Genomic DNA, 21764 nt, shown 5'->3' on the forward strand with positions numbered 1-21764 from the left:
TCACGCTCGCCGCTGCAAGGAAACAACTCGCAACGGCGAGAGCAATTATCAGGCCACCCGCTTGATGGCGTCGCCGAGAATCGAGACGATGTCGTCGATGTGGCTCTTTTCGACGATCAGCGGCGGCGACAGCGCGAAGCTATCGCCACTCATGCGGAAGTACAGTCCGCGATTGAAGCAGTCGACCATGACGTCGTAGCCGCGCGCACCGACAGCACCGTCGCGCGGCGACAGCTCGACTGCGCCCATCAGGCCGCAATTGCGGATGTCGATGACGTTCGGCAGGCCCTTGAGCGAATGCAGCGCATCGCGCCAGTATTCGGCGATCGACGCACCGCGCGTCAGCAGGCCTTCGTCCTTGTAGATGTCGAGCGTCGCGATGCCGGCGGCGCAGGCGGTCGGATGCGCGGAATAAGTGTAGCCGTGGAACAGCTCCATGACGTTCTCCGGGCCGATCATCATGGCGTCGTGCACCTTGCGGTGCGCGAAAACCGCGCCGCAGGGGATGGTGCCGTTGGTGATGCCCTTGGCGGTGGTCATCATGTCCGGCGTAACGCCGAAGAAATTGGCGGCGAACGGCGTGCCGAGACGGCCGAAGCCGGTGATGACCTCGTCGAAGATTAGGAGGATGCCGTGCTTGTCGCAGATCTCGCGCAGGCGCTGCAGGTAGCCCTTCGGCGGCGGCAGCACGGCGGTCGAGCCCGGGACCGGCTCGACGATGACGGCGGCGATGGTCTCGGCGCCATGCAAGGCCACGAGGCGTTCGAGATCGTCGGCAAGCTCGGCGCCGTGCTCGGGCTGATCCTTGGCGAAGGCGTTGCGGGTGAGATCGTGGGTGTGTCGGATGTGATCGACGCCCGGCAGCAGGGTGGCGAAGGCGCGGCGGTTGGCGACCATGCCGCCGACCGAGGTGCCGCCGAAGCCGACGCCGTGATAGCCGCGCTCGCGGCCGATCAGGCGGGTTCGGCTGGCCTGGCCGTTGGCGCGGTGATAGGCGAGGGCGATCTTCAGTGCGGTGTCGACCGACTCGGAGCCGGAGTTGGTGAAGAAGATGCGGTCGAGGCCCTTCGGCGCGATCTCGGCGAGCCGCTCGGCGAAGTCGAATGCGAGCGGATGGCCCATCTGGAACGACGGCGCAAAGTCCAGCGTCATGAGCTGACGCTCGACCGCGGCGGCGATCTGCTTGCGGCCGTGGCCGGCATTGACGCACCAGAGGCCGGCGGAGCCGTCGATCACCTTGCGGCCGTCGACGGTGGTGTAGTGCATGCCCTCGGCCGAGGAGAACAGCCGCGGCGCCTTCTTGAACTGCCGGTTGGCCGTGAACGGCATCCAGAACGAGTCGGTCTTGATAGTGTTCGGAATCTGATGAAGGGTCACGGCCGCGCTCCTTTGCTGACCTGCTAGCAGAGCCACGGCTTGGAAAGCGCAACAAGTCCTTTTCTGCCCCGCCGCAACCCATTGATTTCACTGGGGCGATTGGACCATATTTGCGCGATCCGCATCACCTGCAACACAGGACCAGGGCAAGGACCGGAACATGAGCGTCGACATCGGTGGACGGCTGCGATTCATCCGGGCGCGCCACAAGCTGTCGCAGCGCGAGCTGGCCAAGCGTGCCGGCGTCACCAATTCGACGATCTCGCTGATCGAATCCAACCAGATGAACCCCTCGGTCGGCGCGCTCAAGCGCATCCTCGACGGCATCCCGATGGGGCTCGCCGAGTTCTTCGCGCTGGAGCCGGAGTCGCGGCGCAAGATCTTCTACCGCGCGGACGAGCTGACCGAGGTCGGCAAGAAGCCGATCTCGTATCGCCAGGTCGGCGACAATCTGTTCGGCCGCAGCCTCCAGATTCTGAAGGAGCGTTACGAGCCCGGCAGCGACACCGGGCGCGTGCACCTCGTCCATGACGGCGAGGAAGGCGGCATCGTGATCTCGGGCAAGCTCGAGGTCACCGTCGAGGACGAGCGCCGCATCCTCAATCCGGGCGACGCCTATTATTTCGAGAGCCGCCGCCCGCACCGTTTCCGCTGCGTCGGCGGCAAGCCGTGCGAAGTGATCTCGGCCTGCACGCCGCCGACGTTCTAGAGCATGATCCGGAAAAGTGCGACGCGGTTTTCGGGAAAGATCATGCGCAAACAACAACCTAAAGCGCGATGATGGTTCATCCAAATCTCATCGCGCCTTAGACCTACGCAGCGGAGCGAGAAGATCTCGCCCCGCCCGCCGTCTCAACGCTGCGTCAACAACTCCTCGATTCGAATCGGAAAACGGCGCACACGCACGCCGGTCGCGTGCCAGACCGCGTTGGCGACCGCGCCGGCGCTGCCGGTGATGCCGATTTCGCCGACGCCCTTGATGCCGAGCGCATTGACGTGCGGATCGTGCTCCTCGACCGTGATGACGTCGAGCGGCGGCACGTCGGCATTCACGGGAACGTGGTACTCGCCGAGATTGGCATTCATGATGCGGCCGGTGCGCCGGTCGGTGATCGCTTCCTCGTGCAGCGCAAAGGACAGGCCCCAGATCATGCCGCCGAACAGCTGGCTTTGCACCATGCGCGGGTTGACGATGCGTCCGGCCGCGAAGGCGCCGACCATGCGGCTGACGCGGATTTGGCCGAGATCGGGATCGACCTTCACCTCAGCGAACACCGCGCCATGTGAATGCATCGCGTATTGCTCCATCGCCGCGGGATTCGGCGCACCGGTGCCGCGCGCCTCGACCTCGGCAACGTCGGCGCGCGCCAGGATCTCGGAATAGCTCTCGCTGCGGCTCTCATCGTCGCGTCGGACCAGCCTTCCCTCGCGCGCGATCACGCCGGCATTGCCGGCGCCGAACAGCGGCGAATGCTCGTCAGTGGTGGCGAGATCGGCGAGCTTGGTGATCACGGCCGCGCCCGCGCTGTGGATCGCGGCACCCGCGGTTGCCGTATGCGCGGAGCCGCCGGCAATGCCGGCATCGGGCAAATCGGACGTACCGGCCTTGAACGCGACGCGGTCGATATCGAGCCCGAGTTCGTCGGCCGCGATCTGGGCCAGCGCGGTCCAGGCGCCCTGCCCCATGTCGTGCGCACCGATCTCCATCACGCCTGAACCGTCGCGGCGGATCGCTGCGCGCGCTTCCGCCTGGAACATCAGCGCCGGAAAGGTCGCCGTGCCCATGCCCCAGCCGACCAGCAGCCCGGCATCGTCGCGCATCTGCCGCGGCTGCAGCGAACGCTTCGCCCAGCCGAAACGCGCCGCGCCCTGCTCGTAACAGGCGCGCAACGCCTTTGAGGAGAACGGCTTGCCGCTGATCGGCTCGACCTCGGCATAGTTCTTCAGGCGGAAGGCGAGCGGATCCATGCCGCAGGCCCAGGCCATCTCGTCGATCGCGCTCTCCAGCGCAATCGAGCCGGTCGCCTCGCCGGGCGCGCGCATGAACAGCGGCGTGCCGGTATTGACGCGCACGGCGTCATGCGTGGTGCGGATCGCAGGCGCCGCATAGAGTGTGTGCGAGGCGTCGGCTGCGGGCTCGTAGAAATCGTCGAACGTGCTCGACACGGTCCTCGCATGATGATCGAGCGCGGTCAAACGCCCCTCGCCATCCGCGCCGATGCGCAGGCGCTGGCGCGTCGGTGCGCGATGGCCGACCGGCCCATACATCTGCTCGCGGCGCAGCACGAGCTTGACCGGCTTGCCGACCAGCTTGGCAGCCATGACGCCGAGCACCTGCGGCCCGGCCATCAACCCCTTGGAGCCGAAACCGCCGCCGAGAAACGGGCTCCGAATGTGGATCTTGTCATGCGCGATGCCGAACAACTCGGCGATCCGCGCCAGCGACAGCATCAAGCCCTGCGTCGGCATGTCCACCGATAGCCTGTCGCCGTCCCAATGCGCCACGATCCCATGCGGCTCCATCGCGTTGTGATATTGCGGCGGCGTCTCATAGACGACGTCGATCTGCTTCTCGGCCGAAGCAAGCCCTGCCTCGATGTCCCCATGATGATGCTCGGACGGATTGCCGACGCCGACGACGGGCGGCACGAAGCCGTCGCCGGCATCGAGGCCGACCAGCGCAGGCAGCGCCTCGTAACGCGGCGCCAGCAGCGCGGCGCCTTCCGTCGCGGCCTCCAGCGTCTCCGCGATCACCACGGCGATGGGCTGGTTGGCGTAGCGCACCTCGTCGCTCTGCAACACCTCCATCCGGAAGACGAACGGATTGGTCTTGATCTCGGGATCGATCGCGAGAGCCGGTTTGTGGTCCGGCGTCATGACGTCGACCACACCGGGATGGCGCTTGGCGGCATCGACATCGAGCGAAGTCACACGACCGCGCGCGATGCTGGACACGGCGATCACCGCAAACAGCATGCCAGACGGGTGATTGTCGGCAGCGTAGGTCGCCTGCCCCTTCACCTTGAGAATGCCGTCGCGGCGGGTCAGCGGCTGGCCGATATTCGAGCCGTGGCGCAGATGGGCGGGCGCACTGGTCAGGTTGAGCTCAGGCATGGATGGCTCCAGGGATCGCGGCAAAGGGAGAAGCCGGCAGCGCCGGCAGGCGCGCGGGCGTGCCGGCCGCGGCGAGGGTCAGCGCGCGCACCACGATGCGGCGTGCGAGCTCGATCTTGAAGGCGTTGTCGCCGGACGGCTTGGCGTCGGCAAGAGCGCGCCAGGCGGCTTCCTGGAAGGCGTCGGCCGTCGGCGTAACGTTCCTGAGAACGTCCTCCGCTGCGCGGGCACGCCAGGACTTCGCGGCGACGCCGCCGAGCGCGAGCCGCGCTTCCACGATCTTGCCTTTCTCGATCCGCAATGCGGCTGCAGCCGATACGACGGCGAAAGCGTAGGAGGTGCGATCGCGGACCTTGAGGTAGCGCGCATGCGCAGCAAAGCCGCGCGCCGCAGGCGGCAGGCGCACTGCGACGATGAGATCGCCGGGCTCGAGCACGGATTCGCGATCGGGCGTGTCGCCGGGCAGGCGGTGCAGCTCGTCGAGCGCGATCTCGCGCCGGCCATTTTTGCCCTCGATCTCGACGATGGCATCGAGCGCGACCAGCGGCACGCAGAAATCAGAAGGGTGCGTCGCGATGCAGCTCTCGCTCCAGCCGAGCACGGCATGGCCGCGGTTCTCGCCGTCGCGGGCGTCGCAGCCGCTGCCGGCCTCGCGCTTGTTGCACCGGCTGGCGGTGTCGTAGAAATAGGCGCAGCGCGTCCGTTGCAGGAGATTGCCGCCGACGGTCGCGGCGTTGCGCAGCTGCGCGGACGCACCGGAGAGCAGCGCTTCGGCAACGGCCGGATAGGACCTCGCGAATTCCGCATCGTGCGCGAGATCGGCGTTGCCCACCAAGGCGCCGATGCGTATGCCGCCGTCGGCGAGGCGCTCGATGCCGTCGAGCCCTTCGAGATGGGTGACGTCGACGAGACGATCCGGACGGCTGATATTGCCCTTCATCAGATCGAGCAGATTGGTGCCGGCGGCAAGATAGACGGCGCCCGGCTGGGCCGCCGCGGCAACGGCTTCAGCAACCGTCGCGGGCCTGACATAATCGAACTGTTTCATGCCGAACGCCTCTGGTTGGTTTCGTCCATCTGTCCTTGCGCGTCGAGCACGGCATCGACGATGCCGGCATAGGCGCCGCAGCGGCAGAGATTGCCGCTCATGCATTCGCGGATGCGCTCGGGATCGTTGCCGGCCTGCGCCTCGCTCATCATGCCGATCGCGCTCATGATCTGGCCGGGCGTGCAGAAGCCGCACTGGAAGCCGTCATGGGCAATGAAGGCGGCCTGCACGGGATGAAGCTGGTCGCCGCGCGCCACGCCCTCGATGGTGAGGATGTCGGCGCCGTCATGGCTGATGGCGAGCGCGAGGCAGGAGTTGATGCGCTTGCCGTCGACCAGAATGGTGCAGGCACCGCACTGACCGCGGTCGCATCCCTTCTTGGTTCCGGTGAGATGGACGCGCTCACGCAGGAGATCGAGCAGCGTGACGCGCGGATCGTCGAGGACGAAGTCGCGCCGCGCACCGTTCACGGTGAGGCTGATGGAGTGGTTCATACAAGGCTCCGATCAGATATGGACATGAGTCATCGCGCAGCGCGCCATCGCCATGGCCGCCGTCGATTGCGTGCCGCTCCCCGACATGAAGCGGGTCGGGCACATGAACGAAAATACGGAGGCACCCTCCGTTTAACAAGGGTCGCCGAAAAATATTTGGAATTCGTCAAAAGCCCGTGCGTCACCAACGCGATGCAGCCGCTTCCGGGTTCAACGAGGGTTCAATCTAACCAATTCGTGATCTACATTGTCCGATATGGACGACCACGCCGACCAGACCCGAAAGCCCCGTGCCGACGCCGTGCGCAATCGCGAGCGCGTGCTCGAAGCGGCGAAAGCCGTGTTCAGCGCGGGCGGGCCAGAGGCGAGCCTCGAGGCTGTGGCGAAACGCGCCGGCGTCGGTATCGGCACGCTCTATCGGCACTTCCCGACGCGCGAGGATCTGTTCGAGGCGGTGTACCGGCGCGAGGTCGAGCAGCTCAGCGAGCTTGCCGAGCAGTTGAAGACTGCGAAGGACCCGGTCGATGCGCTCAGGCGCTGGCTGCGTTCGGGTGTCGAGTTCGTTGCCACCAAGAAGGGGATGATGGCTGCCCTGGCGCTCGCGGTGCAGAGTTCATCGGAGCTCGCGGCGTTCTCGATGGATCGCCTGACCAAGGCGATCGGCTCACTGCTCGACCGCGCGGTCGTGGCAGGCGAGATGCGCGGCGATGTCAGCCCGGAGGATTTGCTGCGGGCATTTTTTGGAATGTGCTACATGCACGACCAGCCCGGCTGGCAAGCGTCGGTGCTGCGCCTGCTCGATGTGTTCGTCGATGGCTTGCGCATGCAGCCTGTTAGGACAGCGAAGACGCGCACCGTCGCCAAGCCTGCGAAGCCGGCCCTGAAGCGCAAGCGATAGCGGGCGGCGGCCACAAGATCATGGCTACTGAGGGGTGATAGCGACCTAAGTGGCAAAGCCCGGCCCGGCCTTCACCGCGTTCATCCGCGAGCGGACCAAGAGCAGCACGACAATGCCGATATTGAGCGCGTTCCACGCCACTCCGTTGGCGAACGCCGCTGCATAGGAGCCGGTCGCATCGAAGATGAGGCCCGACACCCAGCCTCCGAACGACATGCCGAACACCGAGGCGAAGATCACGATGCCGACGCGGGTTGCGGCTTCGCTCGCCGGCATCGCCTCGCGCACGATGATCGCGTAGCTCGGCACGATGCCGCCCTGGAACAGGCCGAACATCGCGGAAATCAGATAGAGCGAGGTGAGGCTGTCGAAGAAAAGATAGAACACCAGCGCAAAGCCCTGCGCCAGCGATCCCACCAGCAGCGTCCAGATGCCGCCGATCTTGTCGGCGAGATAGCCGGAGCCGATGCGGCTGACGATGCCGCAGGCCATCATCAGCGAGAGCATCTCCGCGCCGCGCGCCACGCCATAGCCGAGATCGCCGCAATAGGCGACGATATGCACCTGCGGCATCGCCATGGCGACGCAGCAGGAGATGCTGGCGATCGAGAGCAGCACCGTCAGCGCATTGGTCGAGAGCTTGAGATCGACCCGCGGCGGCGGTGCATTGGCGTGATCGTGGACCTTGTCGTCGCCCATCTGCGCACGCAGGACGAGGACCAGGAGCGCCATCGTGCTGGCGCAGACGATGGCGATGCCGATGTGGGTGTAGCGCCAGCCGATCTCCTGGGTGCCCCAGCTCACGATCGGCGGCCACATCGTGCCGGCCACGTAATTGCCGCTCGCGACGATGGTCACGGCCAGTCCGCGATAGCGCTCGAACCAGTGCGAAGCTTCCGCCATCAGCGGCGCGAAGGTCGCGGACGTGCCGAGCCCGATCAGGAAATAGGCCGCCACGAACTGCCAGAGCTGGGTCGACAGCCCCGCGAGCACATTGGCGACACCGAGGAAGGCGATGCTGATCGCCATCGCCCACACGATGCCGAACCGGTCGGTGATCTTGCCGGCGATCACGCCGCCGAGCCCGAAACCGAACATCATCAGCGTGAAGGCCAGCGACACGGCGCCACGTGTGGCACCGAATTCAGCCTGCACCACGGGAATCACGACCACGACCGCCCACATGCCGACGGCGCCGATCGAGCCGATCACGAGCGCAACGAGCAGCCGCATCCAGGCCTGACGGGAATCAGGGCTGAAGGAATCAGGGCTTTGTCCTGGATGACTGGGCGCGTGCACGCGCGGAACATGTTCGCGGAACGCTCCGCGGTCAAGCAGCGTGCCGCGATATTGGGCATGCGCGGTGCGCTGCGGTAATAAGTTCTTGGCGAATGCGCGTTTTGCCATTAGTTTGCATTCAGCGTGTGCAACATTGCCGCGCGGAACGCATGTGGCGGAATGTTGCTGCGATTGACACGATCGATGCGGATCAGGGTGGGGCGGATCGTCGCCCTCGCCTACCTGTTCTGCGTGCTCGCGCCAGCGGCAAGCCTGGCCTGGGGCAGCGGCCCGGCGCCCTGCCTCGACGGGGCCCCGCAGGCATATGCCGCACCGGTCCATCATCAGATGGCGGCCGGCCATGCGCACGATGGCGCCTCGCACAACCACGCCGGGCCACACGAGCATCACCAAGCCAAGCAGGACGCGCCCGCGTCGCATCATCAGGACGGCAAGGGAACAGTCGGTCCCTGCTGCGCGATGATGTGCGTCAGCGCGTTGCCGGCCGACCTGCCGGTCGTCGCAACACCGCTCCGACCGATGTCCACCTGCTCGCCCGAGCTCGTGGCCAGCCTGCACAGCACGGCACCGCCCCAGCACTACCGCCCCCCCATCGCCTGATCTGACACGACGATTTCGGGCCGAGCGCGCTTTGCCACGCGCGCGAACCTGTAGTCTTTCAGATCAGGGATGAATCATGCTTGCGCTTTCCGGAGCGAAATCCGCCGCAGCCGTGGTGGCTGGACGACACCTTCTATTCCATTGGCCGCTTCTGGCCATCGCTGCGCTGGCGATGTCCGGCTGCATGCCGGCCACGACCACAGTCACCAGCGCCGATCCTGCCGATCCCGCGGCGAAGGTGGCGCCTGTCGGCTATCGCTCGACCATTGCGCCCTATACCAGCCTGCGGCCTGCGACACCGGCACCCTGGCGCGGCCGCAACGAGGCGGTGACGCCCCAGCCGAAGCAAGAGCGGTAGGAGCGCGCCATGACACCCCATCTTGCGCGAGGCCTGCTCGTCATCGCAGCGCTCAGCATGTCCGGTTGCGCCGCGTTCTCGCCCGACGGCGGCATGACCGACGTCTCGGATCTGACGAACCGGACCATCAACAAGGACGTCGCCTTCGTGCGCTCGGCCGAGGGCGCCGCCGCGGTCGATTCCCGCGTCCGCCAGCTGCTCTCGCGCACGCTCAGCGTTGACGCCGCCGTGCAGATCGCGCTGCTCAACAACAAGGGACTGCAGGCCGCCTACAACGAGCTGGCGCTGGCGGAGACCGAGCTGGTCGAGCAGAGCCTGCCGGCCAATCCGGTGTTCGCAGTCTCTCGCATCACCGGCAATGGCGCCAGCGAGATCGAGCGCCAGGTGGTCGGCGACATCCTCGCGCTCGCCACCCTGCCGTTCCGGTCCGAGATCGCTCGGGAACGCTTCCGCGGAGCGCAGCTGCGCGCCGCGCTGGCGACGCTGCGGCACGCCTCGGACGTGCGCCGTGCCTATGTCCGTGCGGTTGCCGCCAACGAGATGGTGGGGCTGCTGACCGACGCGAAGGCGACGGCGGAATCGACCGCACAGCTCGCGCTCAAGCTCGGCGAGACCGGCTCGCTCAACAAGCTCGATCAGGCCCGCGAGCAGGTGTTTTATGCCGAGACCACCGCCGACCTCGCCAGCGCGCGACAGGCGGCGGGAAGCGCGCGCGAAAAGCTGGCGCGCCAGATGGGGCTGTGGGACGACGGTCTCGACTTCCGCCTGCCCAATCAACTGCCGCCATTGCCGCGCCGGCCGCTGGCCCTCCCCACGATCGAGGCCGATGCGGTGGCACATCGCCTCGACCTGCAGATCGCGCAGCTTGAGCTGGCCGCGCTGGCGAAGGCGCTGAACCTCACCGAGGCGACGCGCTTCGTGACGCTGCTCGATATCGCCGGCATCTCCCGTCGCACCCAGGATCCGGAAGGGCCGCCGTTCCGCGAGCGCGGCTTCGACCTGCAGTTCCAGATTCCGATCTTCGACGGCGGTGAGGTGCGCGTGCGTCAGGCGGCGGAGACCTACAACCTCGCCTTCAACCGCCTGACCGAGCGGGCCGTGAATGTGCGGTCCGAGGCGCGCGACGCCTATCGCGTCTATCGCTCCACTTACGACATCGCCGGCCACTACCAGCGCGAGATCATCCCGTTGCGAAAGATCATCACCGAGGAGATGCAGCTGCGCTTCTCCAGCATGCAGGTCGACATCTTCGCGCTGCTCACCGAAGCGCGGCAGCGCCTCGCGGCGCTGCGCGGCGCGATCGATGCCAGGCAGAGATTCTTCCTCGCCCAGGCCGATCTGCAGACCGCCGTCAACGGCGGCGGTCTGCCCGCCGCCGTTGGCGACAATCCAACCACCGTTGCCGCGGCAGCTCCTGCCGAAGGCGGCGGCCACTGAGACGGAGGCCAAGATGTTTTCCCGCCGAGGATTTTTAGGCACCGCCGCGCTTGTCGGCGCATCCGCCATTCAAGGCCGCGTCCAGGCCGCGTCGATTCCGGAAGCACCCACCATGGACAAGGTGGTGATGCAGCCGCCGCTGCATCCAATCAGCGGGCCTGACTATCGCCCCGTGGTCACGCTGAACGGCTGGTCGCTGCCGTTCCGCATGAACGGCGACTGGAAGGAGTTCCATCTCGTCGCCGAGCCGGTGGTGCGCGAGTTCGCCGAGGGCATGACGGTGAATTTGTGGGGCTACAACGGGCAATCGCCGGGCCCGACCATCGAGGCGGTCGAGGGCGACAAGGTGCGCATCTTCGTCACCAACCGCTTACCCGAATACACCACGGTGCACTGGCACGGCATGATCATCCCGAGCGGCATGGACGGCGTTGGCGGATTGAACCAGCCGCACATCGAACCGGGCAAGACCTTCGTCTACGAATTCGAAATGAAGAAGAGCGGAACCTTCATGTACCACCCGCATTCCGACGAGATGGTGCAGATGGCGATGGGCATGATGGGCATGGTCATCGTGCACCCGCGCGACCCGAGTTTCCGCGCCGTCGACCGCGACTTCGTGTTCGTGATGAGCACCTATCGCGTCGACCCCGGCACCTATCTGCCGCACGTCAACGAGATGACGGACTTCAACATGTGGACCTGGAACGCGCGGGTCTTTCCCGGAATCGATCCGCTGCCGGTCAGGCTCAACGACAAGGTGCGCGTGCGCATCGGCAATCTCAGTATGACCAACCATCCGATTCATTTGCATGGCCACAGCTTCGCGGTGACCTGCACCGATGGCGGCTGGATTCAGGAGAGCGCGCAGATCCCGGAGACGACCACCGACGTCCCGGTCGGCGCCATCAGGGTGTTCGATGTGCTCGCCGACAATCCCGGGGACTGGGCATTCCATTGCCACAAGTCGCACCACACCATGAATTCGATGGGACACGACGTGCGCAACCTGATCGGCGTGTCGCGCAAGGACCTCGCCAAGGCCGTCGGCAAGCTCGCGCCCGACGGCATGGCCATGGGCTCGACCGGCATGGCGATGGGCAACATGGAGATGCCCGCGCCCGACAACACGCTGCCGATGATGACCGGCACCGGCCAGTTCGGGCCGATCGAGATGGGCGGCATGTTCACCGTGATGAAGATACGCGAAGACCTCGCGCGCGACGATTACCGCGATCCTGGTCCCTACAAATTCCCGCCAGGCACCGTCGCCTACGAAGTCGCCGCACCCGCCCCGGAGCCGGCGCGGCACAAACCCGGCAGTCCGCCGATGAAGCACAAGATGTGAGCGTTTCGATGAACCACCAACCGGAGACCACGATGAAGACCACGATCAAGCTCGCCCTCGCGCTGGCCGCGCTTTTGGCCGCACCCGCCTTTGCCCACGACAAGCATGGGCACGGCAAATTTTCGGCCGGCGAGCCCGGCGATCCGAAGAAGCCGGCACGGACCATCGAGATCGCCATGAGCGAGATGGATTACGCACCGTCCAGGATCGAGGTCAAACGCGGCGAGCAGGTCCGCTTCGTGCTGCGCAATGTCGGCAAGGAGGACCATGAATTCCTGCTCGCCACCACCAAAGAGAATCTCGCGCATGCCGTGGAAATGAAGAAGCATCCGCACATGGAGCATGACGAACCCAATGGTGTGCGCCTCGCGCCGAGCAAGACCGCCGAGATCCTCTGGAAGTTCAGCAAGGCCGGCACGTTCGAATTTTCCTGCCTGATCCCCGACCATCGCGACTACGGCATGGTCGGCCAGGTCACCGTCAAGTAACGATAGGGAGCCTCTCATGAACCGCATCATCCGTATCACTGCCACGCTGGCGCTGTCGTTCGGCCTTGCCACCGCGGCCCTGGCCGCCTCGATCAGCGGCGAGGTCAAGAAGATCGACGAGGGCGCCGGCAAGATCACGCTCAAGCACGGACCGGCCAAGAGCCTCGGCATGGAGGAGCCCATGACCATGGTCTATCGCGTCAAGGACCCCGCGATGCTGAAGCAGGTGAAGGTCGGCGACAAGGTGACCTTCGAGGCCGAGGAGGCGGCGTCGGGGTATACAGTGACGAAGATGGAGAAGGCGAAGTAGGACGGCCCTCCCCGACGATCGTTGCGGGCGACTCGCCCGGCCGCCTGGAAACTCCAATGCGCCTCAGCGCATTGGGAGCTCCGGCGAAGGTCCGGCCCAACCGTATGGGTACCAAGCCTGCAGCCACGCATTGGGGACTGCGGCGACTTGCCTACAACCCTAAACCTTTTCCACAACCTTAAATAATGGCACCATGACGCTCATTGGCGTCATGGAGCTCATTATGGAACAAGATCATATCGACAAGGCCATCGTTGAGAACTACCGGAAACTGCGGACACGAATGGGCGTGCTGACCGCAGCTTTCCCGGTCGTCGTGATCGTGATCGGCCTGCTCTGGGGAATTCGCCCGCAGCCCTCGCTGAGTGATTACTATTTCGCCCAAACCCCTGCGCAAGGCGTGGCAGACCTCTATCCCGTCCGGCTCTGGTTCTGCGGCCTGCTCTTCGCGGTCGGCGTGTTCCTGTACCGCTACAAGGGCTTCTCGAAGAATGAAGACCGCTGGCTCAGCCTGACTGGCGCATTTACCTTGGGCGTCGCGATTTTTCCGATGGGCATCCCCGACAAGACGAGTCCCTTCACATTGGCATCGTTCGGCTATCCAAACGTCACGCTGCACGGCATCAGCGCCGTTCTGGCGTTCGTGTGTATCGGCGTTATCATATTCTGGTACTCGGACCAGACGCTGTCGCAAATCAAGAACGATCAAACGGCACGCAAGCGGTTTAGGACGTTCTATTTCCTGATCGGCGCTTACATGCTCCTGGCGATGGGAGGCTCGGTCATTATGCATTTGCTGCATACGGATCGGGCGAACGATTCCTACATCCTGTACGTGGAATGGTCCGGCCTCTGGGCTTTTGCGGCTTATTGGTTCGTCAAGAACTGGGAGCTTCGCTTCGTAGCCGAATCGATCAGGAAAGACTCGAGCAGCCCTTTGCCGATGGGCAATGCCGATGTGGTGCAGGCGCTCTAGGGCGCGCGATCCCGAGCAGTTCGGCCCGGCCTTCCCTCGGCCGCAGCCTGGCGGCCATCGTCCGGATTCGAAATCCGGGGGCCTAGCGCCCCCGGGTTCTGACCTTCATCGCCCCCGCGTTAACCGTTTGCTAACCATACACCCGGCAAGAATTGCCGGGTGAAGTCGAGTGTCGTCGGCCGCGTAGAACGGGAGGAACCCCGTGGACGCCAGTGCGGTGCCTCACTTTCGGAACGGCGGCCCATCGGCCGCCGCGCAGACGTTCGGGGCGCGCGGACGGCAGTCGCGCGGGGAGGCAGCTACCATGGTCGACGTCACCGCGGGACAGGGCGTAGGCGCCGCAAGGCCCGGCATCCCCTCCGTCAACGAGATCGTCACCATGCTCAAGCGCGGCGATATCGCGCTGGCGCTCGGCGTCCTCACCATCCTGGTGGTGCTGATCCTGCCCCTGCCCGCGATCGTGCTGGACCTGTTCCTGGCGATCTCGATCACGCTCTCGATCCTGATCCTGATGACGTCGCTGTTCATCCAGGCCCCGCTCGAATTCTCGTCCTTTCCGACCGTCCTCCTGATCTCGACCATGCTGCGCCTGTCGCTCAACATGGCCTCGACCCGCCTGATCCTGTCGCACGGGCACGAGGGCACGGCTGCCGCCGGTCACGTCATCGAAGCCTTCGGCAACTTCGTGATGGGCGGCAATTTCGTCATCGGCATCATCGTTTTCGCCATCCTGATCATCGTCAATTTCGTCGTCATCACCAAGGGTTCGGGCCGCATCGCCGAAGTCGCCGCCCGCTTCCACCTCGACGCCATGCCCGGCAAGCAGATGGCGATCGACGCCGACCTCGGCGCCGGCTTGATCGACGAGAAGGTCGCCAAGGAGCGGCGCAAGGAGCTGGAGGACGAGAGCGGCTTCTTCGGCGCCATGGACGGTGCCTCCAAATTCGTCCGGGGCGACGCCATCGCCGGCCTTCTGGTCGTCTTCATCAACGTCGTCGGCGGCATCATCATCGGCGTGGCGCAGCAGGGCATGTCCTTCGCCGACGCCGGCCGCACCTACACGCTGCTGACCGTCGGTGACGGCCTCGTCACCCAGGTGCCGGCGCTGATCGTCTCGACCGCGGCCGGCCTGCTCGTCTCCAAGGCCGGCGTCTCCGGCGCCGCCGACAAGGCGCTGATGAAGCAGTTCTCCGGCTATCCGCAGGCGCTCGCGATGTCCTCCGCCGTGATGCTGGTGCTGGCGGCGCTGCCGGGCATTCCGACCCTTCCCTTTCTGGCCCTGGGCGGCGGCGCCGGCGCGCTGGCCTGGAATGCCCGCAACCGCAACCGGGTGACGGCCAAGGCCGAGGAAGCCGCCCACGCAGCCTCCGCTGCGGGAACGCCGGGTGCGCCGGGCGCTGCCGCGGCCGAAGAGCCGATCTCGGCCGCGCTCAAGATCGACGACCTCAAGATCGAGCTCGGCTATGCGCTGCTGCCGCTGGTCAACGGCCCCGATGGCACCGACCGCCTCACCGAGCAGATCAAGGCGCTGCGCCGCTCGCTCGCGATCGAGATGGGCTTCGTCATGCCGGCGGTGCGCATCCTCGACAACGTCCAGCTCGAGGCCAACACCTACATCATCAAGATCAAGGAGGTCGACGCCGGCACCGGCAAGATCTGGCCGAACCAGTTCATGGTCATGGACCCCGGCGGCAGCCAGGTGCAGGTGCCCGGCATCCACACCACCGAGCCGACCTTCGGCCTGCCCGCGACCTGGGTCGATGCCAGCTTCAAGGAGGAAGCCTCGCTCAAGGGCTACACCGTGGTCGACGCCGCGACCGTGCTCTCCACCCACCTCACCGAGCTGCTCAAGGCCAACATGTCGGACCTGCTCTCCTATGGCGAGGTGCAGAAGCTGCTCAAGGAGCTGCCGAAGGAGCAGAGCGAGCTGGTCAAGGACATCGTCCCCGCACAGGTCACGGTCTCCGGCATCCAGCGCGTGCTGCAGCTGCTGCTCGCCGAGCGCATCTCGATCCGCGACCTCTCCACCATCCTCGAAGGCATCGCGGATTCGCTGGCCTTCTCGCGCAATCCCGCGACCATGGTCGAGCACGTCCGGGCTCGCCTCGCGCGCCAGATCTGCGCGCAGAACACCTCCTATGCCGGCTATCTGCCGCTGATCGCGCTGTCGGCGAAATGGGAGCAGGCCTTTGCCGAATCGATCATCGGCCAGGGCGAGGAGCGGAGCCTGGCGATGCAGCCCTCGAAATTGTCGGAGTTCATGACCGGCGTGCGCGAGGCGTTCGAGCGCGCCGCGCGCGAAGGCGAGGCTCCGGTGCTGGTCACCTCCGCGGCAATTCGTCCCTTCGTGCGTTCCCTGGTGGAACGGTTCCGGGCCCAGACGACGGTGCTGTCGCAGGCCGAAATCCACCCCAGGGCGAGGTTGAAAACGGTCGGAAGCATCTGATTTGGCTTAAGAAGCCGTGTGTTTTTCGGCCACAGGCAAATGGTTTTTGAGTTCCTGGCGCCTTGTGGACCAAACGTCGAAAGTCGCCCGGCAGGCACATTACAGCTTTGAAATAATTGCCAAAATGCACGATTAGCGGTCACTTCTGATCGCGAGCTTTCACGTCCTGTCACGCTCTTGTGATCGCCCCTTGGGAACGAATCCCCCCAATACTAGGTTGTTGGGCACCGGAAGCATGAACCTGCCCAAATACGCAGGCGACTACTTCGGGTAGATGGCGGCAGGAGCCTTCCATGAACCACTCGATTTACAGCGCAGATCGCTCGACCCATTTGAAAGTCGTGGTCGTGGCCCTCGTCGCGGGGATCGCGGTGGCAGGCTTCGGCATCACGGCCCGCACGAATTCGGACGAAGGTCTGACCCAGACGGCCCGCGTCATCAAGGCCGGCAAGCCGGTCGTTATCACCAGCTCGAACGCGTCCCTCGTTCGCTAAGGAGATCTGACGAGTTTTTTGAATTCACGCGGCTCTTTACCAGCCCCCCAAAGTCGCCACGTGGATATGTAGACGACCCCAACCCCAAGTCGACTACAGAAAGCGCCCGCCCCCCACGGGCGCTTTCTCATGTCTGGGGTCTTGCTCCGGCAGATGTCGTAGGCGGGGGAGCGAAGCGAAACTCATCCTTTCAGTCACTCAGGATGATGGGTTTCTACGGGCTCATTCGTCAAGAACTCGGACTTCGATGGCTAGCTTTCCCGCGGCTAGGCTACCAGCCAGCTCATCCGCGACACTCTTTTGATCGATTAAGACTTGAACCTCACCACTTAGAACTGAACTCATCAAGCGAGCACTCATCAAGGCACGCCCTTGAGCGCTGAACGCTATCCGCCGACCGATGTATCGCGCTGTAAATTCAGCATAGTCCGCCTTCGACTGTTCACTGAGATGGATCTTTAGCGCTTGATGATTGTCGAGCGTCTTTGTGAGACTGGCGTCCTTAACTCTAAGAGATAGCTGCTGTGCTCCAGCCGAGTCATTCGAAGAGACCAGAACCAGCAAAACAACGAAGAGCGCGCGAAGAAAACGAACAATCACAAGGCTGTTCATCATTACCCGATTAACCGCTGGCCTGCCCTCGCGTCTCCGACTCGCCTCCAAACGGCGCGACGACATCGACAATCCGCCTGCTCGCCCCCGCTCTTCCACTCCGCCGGCGCCCCCCGCTCATCCCTGCATCGATCCGATTCGCGGCGTTATTTTGAATTCAGAGGTTGTTGCTTCCACGAATTGTAGAGATCGCGTGCCGCCGTTACGACCTCACGCCAACGGTGCGCTTGCTCCCGTGGAAACACGACAAAAAAAGCCAAGTCCTCGGAAACGAAATACACTCGTCCGGAGCACGGCAGGAAAACTCTGAAGCGACCAGGAACAACACAGTCCAGCAATATTTGCGGGTCAGCTCCATCCTTATTCCGGTAGCTGATCGAATAATCCGAACTCGCCTCGTCCGATGGCCAGAACCTGATTAACCCGAACGCTTCTTCCCGAAACGAAAATGGGGAGTTTGGTGGATACCTATTGCGGGCTTGATTTTGAAACGCTTGGTCGGGCGAGACGTAGCCAGGCTCATTTTTTACACTCGGTAGTACATCCCAAACCCTAACTACGAAGGCATCCAGTGAGGGCTCCGCTCGTCCAGGTTCTTTTGGCCGGAAACTCGCGTTCGAAATTGGATTGACCTCAAGATAACGTCTATCGGGCATCCAAAATTCGAACCTCAGGCTCCGCACATTATTGACACGGTGCCTAACCTCTGCATGCGGCCATGGCGACAAATAAGCCGCGGGCACTTGCAGCATCGCGGAACGCAGCTTGACAGTAACGGGTTCGTCTAACCGGAGTACGCCATCTGTCGTCGTTCGCCGTTGGGATGGGAGCGACCGGGGCGACGCGAACGGGCTCTCGGCAATCAAAGGCCCTATCGCGAGATGGTTGGCCTCGCGAGCGAGCACAATGGCAACTTTGCGCTCGAAGAGAACCAATAACGCTATAGATAAAATCCACGACGCGGAAACACGACCATAAGCCGTCATAGGAGCGAGCCCCGTTGAGCCCGCATCAATCGGAAAGCCCAGCACTGCCCAGCACTGACCAGCCCTCGCATCTCCCCCTCCGCGCTTTTTCCTCCCGGTGCCCGGCATCGGCTGCTCTTCCCGCGAGAAAGGCCGAATATTCGCGACCGAGATGCGTCGATCAGTCCTGTCGTTGCGGAATGAGTGGGAAGGATCGGCAGCGACACTCGCCGCAACGATGCTCCTGATCTATGGACAACTGCCATTCCCAACCCCTGCGAGTGACGCTAGACGAAACAACCCGGAAGCATCAAGCAATAATTTGATGGCGGAATTTTCGACGCGTGGCGCGTGTGGATTTCGTCCCCTCTCTCGTGTCCCGGACGCGCTGCAGCGTTCTTACGCTGCTGCAGAGCCGGGACCCAGGAAGCCACGGCGCGCGCTGCCACATGGGCCCCGGCTCTGCAGCGCATCGTCGAAGAGACGCTGCGCTGCGTCCGGGGCATGAGACCTTTGTTCAACGATACACACGATTGATCATCCTCGCGGCGCATCTCGCCCGAGCTTTGCTTCATCTCGTCGCCCTCTGTTGAAAGAGGGCGCAGGGAAGACCGGGTGCCGGCCGGGCACCCACGGTCCACTGTGCGAAAGGTGGCAACAAGAATCTGCACAGCGGCATACAGGTGAAGCCAAACAACCGGCCTTCCCTGCGCAGTGGTTTTACGGCTTATGGCGTGCTCTCCCCGGGGAGCGTTGCACTATTGCCCCCGTCGCCTTGCGGATGACTGATGCGCGCGCCCGGTCGGGCCGCCACATCACCACAAGCCTTGACGCACAGACCCCGGGCGTCAGGACCACACGATTTTGCCGTACGCTAGAATCACACCGGTCGTGTGCGCGAGGTGTTTCGCTCACGGTTGCCCGCCCTGCGAAATCCTTTGCGCCGATGTGACTAACGTCCACCGCCGTCCGGCCCGCGTTCGTGACGATCGCGATACGCCCCTCTTCCTTGGGCCGGGTTGTCGCGACACATACGCCCTTTCCGAATTTCGGTAAAGTGGAATATTTTTTGCGGCGTGCGTTGACCTAGGGCTCGCGTGTTTTGCCCGTCGGGCAACGCAAGGGCTGGTAGGGGAGCAGCGAGACTACCGCGCGCCATAGCTCGGCGGCGGTGCCTGCACGATCGGCGCGGCCGCCGCAAACAGCTCTTCCCTGCTCCCGGTGAGCGGCGGATAGATGCGCTTGCGGTTGATGATCTGCTTGGTCGCCTTCGCGGCCGCGCCGGTGGCGCGCACCTCGCGATCCCAGCCTTCGGTATAGAGCGCGCCCCAGCCGCCGAGATCGAGCACGGTGACGTACCAGTCGATCCGCAGCGGCAGCATCGGCAAGCCGGCGAGATCGGCGACCACGTTGTGACCGGCGAAGCGGCCCATGGGCCGCGCGAACTGGCAGGACATCACGGTCGGATGCAACCCGTCGACCACGCTCGAGGCGACATCGCCGGCCGCGAACACACCGCCGACATCCGCGACCCGCATGAACGGATCGACGAGGAGACGCCCGAGGCGATCGCGCGCCTCCGGAAAGCTCGCCGCCAGGGGGCTCGCACGCATTCCGGCGCACCAGATCACGGTTTGCGCCGGAATGAACTCGCCCGAGCTCAGGTGCATGCCCGCGGCCTCGACCGACACCACGCGCACCCCGAGCCGCGTCTCGACCTCCAGCGCGGCCAAGGCCGTCTCGATGACGGGTTGCGCATGCACTCCAATGGTGGCGCCGACCGCTGGATTGGGATCGACCAGGATGATGCGGCGGCTGCCCCTGATGCCGGCACGCGCGAGCCTCGCGGGCATCTCAGCCGCAACCTCGATGCCGGTGAAGCCGGCGCCGACCACCACCACCGTCGAACGCCCCGGCGAGGGCGCGCTGCGGCCGAGCGAAACGAGATGATCGTCGAGGCGGAGCGCCGCGGCATAGGTGTCGACGTCGAAGGCGTGCTCGGCAAGACCGGGAATGTCGGGACGCATCACCTCACTGCCGAGCGCCAGCACGAGGCGGTCGTAGTGCAGCATCTCCTCGCCGCCGGCCGTGACCAGCGAGATTTTTCGCCGGGCCGGGTCGATAGCCTCGACCTCGCCGATACCGTGGCTGATACCGATCGGATCGAGCAGTTGCGCCAGCGGCAGCGCAACCTCATCGAGATCGGCTTCATAGTTGCGGACGCGGATGTTGTGATAGGGGTTGCGGTCGACGAGACGGATCTCGATGACGCCGTTCGCGCCGATCTCGTCGCGCTTGCGCGCGGCGCCGATGGCTGCCCACAGGCCTGCAAAGCCGGCGCCGAGCACGACGATACGCGCCATGTCCGCCTACTACACTTTCCAAAGCAATCCCGCGGTCCGCCCGCGCGGACGAATATAGCTCAATAGCCCGCATCGACCAACTGCACCACCGCCGCGCCGCTGCACAACGTCGCGAGCTTACGTCTCGCGCAGTTCCGAGGGCGTCGCGCCAAAGCGCTTGCGGAAGGCGCGGTTGAAATAGGACAGATCGGAAAAGCCGGAGGAATGCGCGATGTCGCTGATCTTGCGTGTCCTGGCGCGGGGATCGCCGAGCAGCTTGCGCGCGTGCAAGAGGCGCTGCTCCAGCACGAATTCGGTAAAGGTCGTGCCGGCCTGCTCGAACAGGCGCTGCGCCTGGCGCGGGCTGAGGCCCGAGCGCGTCGCGATCTCGGACAGGCAGAGATCGTTGCGGCCGAGCGCGGCCATCACGTCGGCGCGCATGAGGTCGAGACGGGCCGCCGCATGGCCGCGTCCGCGCGCGAGGCTTGCGTGCTCGGCATCGGTGCCGAGCAGCAGGCCGACGAGATCGACCATGTGCTGCGCCGTCAGGCGCTGGCCCACCGCGTCGAGATGCGGCGCGTGATGGGCGGCGAGCGCATGGTAGCGCAAGACGGTCTCGGCGACCGCGCCGTCGACGAGCACTTGCGACAGCTTGTCCTCGGCGCGCGGATTGATGTCGAGCAGCGCGCGGCGCGGCATGCGGATGCTGGTGAAGCGGTTTTCGTCGGTGTGGCCGACGGTGCCCGTGATAGCCATGTCGACGAGCACCATCTGCGCGGGCGCAAGATCCACGGTGTGGCCGTTCTGCCCGACGCGGACGTGGCCCGCATGGGCGGCGATCAGGACGAGGTCGTCGCTGCCGTCGGCGAGGTGGCTCTGGGTGCGGGAATATTGCGCGGAGGCGCCTTCGGGAATGGCGAGTACGATGTTGTCGACCACGCTGACCTGGAGCCGGCAATCGATGCTGTCGCCATGGCTCGGCCCGATATCGAGGCCGCAGGGGCCGAAGGCCCGCTCGCGCCACTGCTCGAACGCCGGGCCGTGGGGCAGGCCGGTGTACTGGTGAATGAAGATGCCGGGAGGCTTCACTGCATCCATCTGATTCTTCTCGACCTCTTCCGGCGGCGCGGACGGTGGCGCTGCGACTTCAAATTCCGG

Annotated in this window: 19 protein-coding genes; 11 read left to right on the forward strand and 8 right to left on the reverse strand. The window is 64.8% G+C overall.

Annotated features, from left to right (window positions below; all coding sequences use genetic code 11):
- Positions 1 to 48: 48 nt before the first annotated feature.
- Positions 49 to 1377 carry an omega-aminotransferase AptA gene (gene aptA, locus ACFDR6_RS35180; RefSeq protein ID WP_049801758.1) on the reverse strand — a complete coding sequence of 443 codons (1329 nt, stop codon included), beginning with the start codon at positions 1375 to 1377 and terminating at the stop codon, positions 49 to 51.
- A gap of 160 nt (positions 1378 to 1537) precedes the next feature.
- Between aptA and ACFDR6_RS35185 the strand changes: the two genes are divergently transcribed.
- The gene (locus tag ACFDR6_RS35185; RefSeq protein WP_212092790.1) at positions 1538 to 2086 is read left to right on the forward strand and encodes a cupin domain-containing protein; all 549 of its coding nucleotides are present in this window, start codon (positions 1538 to 1540) and stop codon (positions 2084 to 2086) included.
- Between the two features lie 143 nt (positions 2087 to 2229).
- Here ACFDR6_RS35185 and ACFDR6_RS35190 read toward each other — a convergent pair whose 3' ends face one another.
- Genes ACFDR6_RS35190 through ACFDR6_RS35200 form a run of 3 tightly spaced genes read right to left on the reverse strand, consistent with a single transcriptional unit; the run spans position 2230 to position 6033 of the window.
- Positions 2230 to 4491: a xanthine dehydrogenase family protein molybdopterin-binding subunit gene (locus tag ACFDR6_RS35190; RefSeq protein ID WP_375861158.1), complete on the reverse strand. Its 2262-nt coding sequence runs from the start codon at positions 4489 to 4491 to the stop codon at positions 2230 to 2232.
- Positions 4484 to 5539: an FAD binding domain-containing protein gene (locus ACFDR6_RS35195; protein WP_375861159.1), complete on the reverse strand. Its 1056-nt coding sequence runs from the start codon at positions 5537 to 5539 to the stop codon at positions 4484 to 4486. Before ACFDR6_RS35195 ends, ACFDR6_RS35190 begins: the two co-directional genes overlap by 8 nt.
- Positions 5536 to 6033 carry a (2Fe-2S)-binding protein gene (locus tag ACFDR6_RS35200; protein ID WP_212092793.1) on the reverse strand — a complete coding sequence of 166 codons (498 nt, stop codon included), beginning with the start codon at positions 6031 to 6033 and terminating at the stop codon, positions 5536 to 5538. Before ACFDR6_RS35200 ends, ACFDR6_RS35195 begins: the two co-directional genes overlap by 4 nt.
- 256 nt (positions 6034 to 6289) lie before the next feature.
- On the opposite strand from ACFDR6_RS35200, the gene ACFDR6_RS35205 reads away from it, so the two are divergent.
- Positions 6290 to 6931 (forward strand): TetR/AcrR family transcriptional regulator, encoded by a 642-nt coding sequence (locus tag ACFDR6_RS35205; protein ID WP_212092814.1) that lies wholly within the window; start codon positions 6290 to 6292, stop codon positions 6929 to 6931.
- Positions 6932 to 6976: 45 nt separating this feature from the next.
- Here ACFDR6_RS35205 and ACFDR6_RS35210 read toward each other — a convergent pair whose 3' ends face one another.
- Positions 6977 to 8164: an MFS transporter gene (locus ACFDR6_RS35210; protein ID WP_375861188.1), complete on the reverse strand. Its 1188-nt coding sequence runs from the start codon at positions 8162 to 8164 to the stop codon at positions 6977 to 6979.
- A gap of 225 nt (positions 8165 to 8389) precedes the next feature.
- Between ACFDR6_RS35210 and ACFDR6_RS35215 the strand changes: the two genes are divergently transcribed.
- From ACFDR6_RS35215 to ACFDR6_RS35255, 9 genes are all read left to right on the forward strand, one after another.
- Positions 8390 to 8830: a hypothetical protein gene (locus ACFDR6_RS35215; protein ID WP_212092794.1), complete on the forward strand. Its 441-nt coding sequence runs from the start codon at positions 8390 to 8392 to the stop codon at positions 8828 to 8830.
- Between the two features lie 76 nt (positions 8831 to 8906).
- The gene (locus tag ACFDR6_RS35220; RefSeq protein WP_375861160.1) at positions 8907 to 9188 is read left to right on the forward strand and encodes a hypothetical protein; all 282 of its coding nucleotides are present in this window, start codon (positions 8907 to 8909) and stop codon (positions 9186 to 9188) included.
- A 9-nt stretch (positions 9189 to 9197) separates the two neighbouring features.
- On the forward strand, positions 9198 to 10625 hold the full coding sequence (locus tag ACFDR6_RS35225; protein ID WP_375861161.1) for a TolC family protein: 1428 nt from the start codon (positions 9198 to 9200) through the stop codon (positions 10623 to 10625).
- 13 nt (positions 10626 to 10638) lie between these two features.
- A complete protein-coding gene (locus tag ACFDR6_RS35230; RefSeq protein WP_375861162.1) occupies positions 10639 to 11973 on the forward strand; it encodes a multicopper oxidase family protein in 1335 nt (444 codons plus the stop codon).
- Positions 11974 to 12005: 32 nt separating this feature from the next.
- Positions 12006 to 12461, forward strand: a complete 456-nt coding sequence (locus tag ACFDR6_RS35235) for a cupredoxin domain-containing protein (RefSeq protein ID WP_212092816.1) — start codon at positions 12006 to 12008, stop codon at positions 12459 to 12461.
- Positions 12462 to 12477: 16 nt separating this feature from the next.
- On the forward strand, positions 12478 to 12771 hold the full coding sequence (locus ACFDR6_RS35240; protein ID WP_375861163.1) for a copper-binding protein: 294 nt from the start codon (positions 12478 to 12480) through the stop codon (positions 12769 to 12771).
- 193 nt (positions 12772 to 12964) lie between these two features.
- Complete coding sequence (locus ACFDR6_RS35245; RefSeq protein ID WP_375861164.1) at positions 12965 to 13747, forward strand: hypothetical protein; 783 nt, start codon at positions 12965 to 12967, stop codon at positions 13745 to 13747.
- Between the two features lie 304 nt (positions 13748 to 14051).
- Positions 14052 to 16193, forward strand: a complete 2142-nt coding sequence (gene flhA / locus ACFDR6_RS35250; RefSeq protein ID WP_375861165.1) for a flagellar biosynthesis protein FlhA — start codon at positions 14052 to 14054, stop codon at positions 16191 to 16193.
- Positions 16194 to 16486: 293 nt separating this feature from the next.
- Positions 16487 to 16687 (forward strand): hypothetical protein, encoded by a 201-nt coding sequence (locus tag ACFDR6_RS35255; RefSeq protein WP_212092800.1) that lies wholly within the window; start codon positions 16487 to 16489, stop codon positions 16685 to 16687.
- Between the two features lie 222 nt (positions 16688 to 16909).
- Here the strand turns inward: ACFDR6_RS35255 and ACFDR6_RS35260 are convergent, their stop codons facing one another.
- The 3 genes from ACFDR6_RS35260 to ACFDR6_RS35270 form a co-directional block, all read right to left on the reverse strand.
- Positions 16910 to 17302, reverse strand: a complete 393-nt coding sequence (locus ACFDR6_RS35260) for a hypothetical protein (protein ID WP_375861166.1) — start codon at positions 17300 to 17302, stop codon at positions 16910 to 16912.
- A gap of 2107 nt (positions 17303 to 19409) precedes the next feature.
- Entirely contained in the window at positions 19410 to 20627 is a 1218-nt protein-coding gene (locus tag ACFDR6_RS35265) for an NAD(P)/FAD-dependent oxidoreductase (protein ID WP_375861167.1), read from the reverse strand.
- A gap of 117 nt (positions 20628 to 20744) precedes the next feature.
- The gene (locus tag ACFDR6_RS35270; protein WP_317240854.1) at positions 20745 to 21704 is read right to left on the reverse strand and encodes a helix-turn-helix transcriptional regulator; all 960 of its coding nucleotides are present in this window, start codon (positions 21702 to 21704) and stop codon (positions 20745 to 20747) included.
- Between the last annotated feature and the right edge of the window lie 60 nt (positions 21705 to 21764).

The organism is Bradyrhizobium tunisiense, from assembly GCF_042263385.1.
Lineage (GTDB): Bacteria > Pseudomonadota > Alphaproteobacteria > Rhizobiales > Xanthobacteraceae > Bradyrhizobium > Bradyrhizobium tunisiense.

Coding starts and splice junctions, on each gene's coding strand:
- ACFDR6_RS35185 (WP_212092790.1), top strand. CDS start 1,538: ATGAGCGTCGACATCGGTGGACGGCTGCGATTCATCCGGGCGCGCCAC.
- ACFDR6_RS35190 (WP_375861158.1), bottom strand. CDS start 4,491: ATGCCTGAGCTCAACCTGACCAGTGCGCCCGCCCATCTGCGCCACGGC.
- ACFDR6_RS35195 (WP_375861159.1), bottom strand. CDS start 5,539: ATGAAACAGTTCGATTATGTCAGGCCCGCGACGGTTGCTGAAGCCGTT.
- ACFDR6_RS35200 (WP_212092793.1), bottom strand. CDS start 6,033: ATGAACCACTCCATCAGCCTCACCGTGAACGGTGCGCGGCGCGACTTC.
- ACFDR6_RS35205 (WP_212092814.1), top strand. CDS start 6,290: ATGGACGACCACGCCGACCAGACCCGAAAGCCCCGTGCCGACGCCGTG.
- ACFDR6_RS35210 (WP_375861188.1), bottom strand. CDS start 8,164: ATGCGGCTGCTCGTTGCGCTCGTGATCGGCTCGATCGGCGCCGTCGGC.
- ACFDR6_RS35215 (WP_212092794.1), top strand. CDS start 8,390: ATGTTGCTGCGATTGACACGATCGATGCGGATCAGGGTGGGGCGGATC.
- ACFDR6_RS35220 (WP_375861160.1), top strand. CDS start 8,907: ATGCTTGCGCTTTCCGGAGCGAAATCCGCCGCAGCCGTGGTGGCTGGA.
- ACFDR6_RS35225 (WP_375861161.1), top strand. CDS start 9,198: ATGACACCCCATCTTGCGCGAGGCCTGCTCGTCATCGCAGCGCTCAGC.
- ACFDR6_RS35230 (WP_375861162.1), top strand. CDS start 10,639: ATGTTTTCCCGCCGAGGATTTTTAGGCACCGCCGCGCTTGTCGGCGCA.
- ACFDR6_RS35235 (WP_212092816.1), top strand. CDS start 12,006: ATGAAGACCACGATCAAGCTCGCCCTCGCGCTGGCCGCGCTTTTGGCC.
- ACFDR6_RS35240 (WP_375861163.1), top strand. CDS start 12,478: ATGAACCGCATCATCCGTATCACTGCCACGCTGGCGCTGTCGTTCGGC.
- ACFDR6_RS35245 (WP_375861164.1), top strand. CDS start 12,965: ATGACGCTCATTGGCGTCATGGAGCTCATTATGGAACAAGATCATATC.
- flhA (WP_375861165.1), top strand. CDS start 14,052: ATGGTCGACGTCACCGCGGGACAGGGCGTAGGCGCCGCAAGGCCCGGC.
- ACFDR6_RS35255 (WP_212092800.1), top strand. CDS start 16,487: ATGAACCACTCGATTTACAGCGCAGATCGCTCGACCCATTTGAAAGTC.
- ACFDR6_RS35260 (WP_375861166.1), bottom strand. CDS start 17,302: ATGATGAACAGCCTTGTGATTGTTCGTTTTCTTCGCGCGCTCTTCGTT.
- ACFDR6_RS35265 (WP_375861167.1), bottom strand. CDS start 20,627: ATGGCGCGTATCGTCGTGCTCGGCGCCGGCTTTGCAGGCCTGTGGGCA.
- ACFDR6_RS35270 (WP_317240854.1), bottom strand. CDS start 21,704: ATGGATGCAGTGAAGCCTCCCGGCATCTTCATTCACCAGTACACCGGC.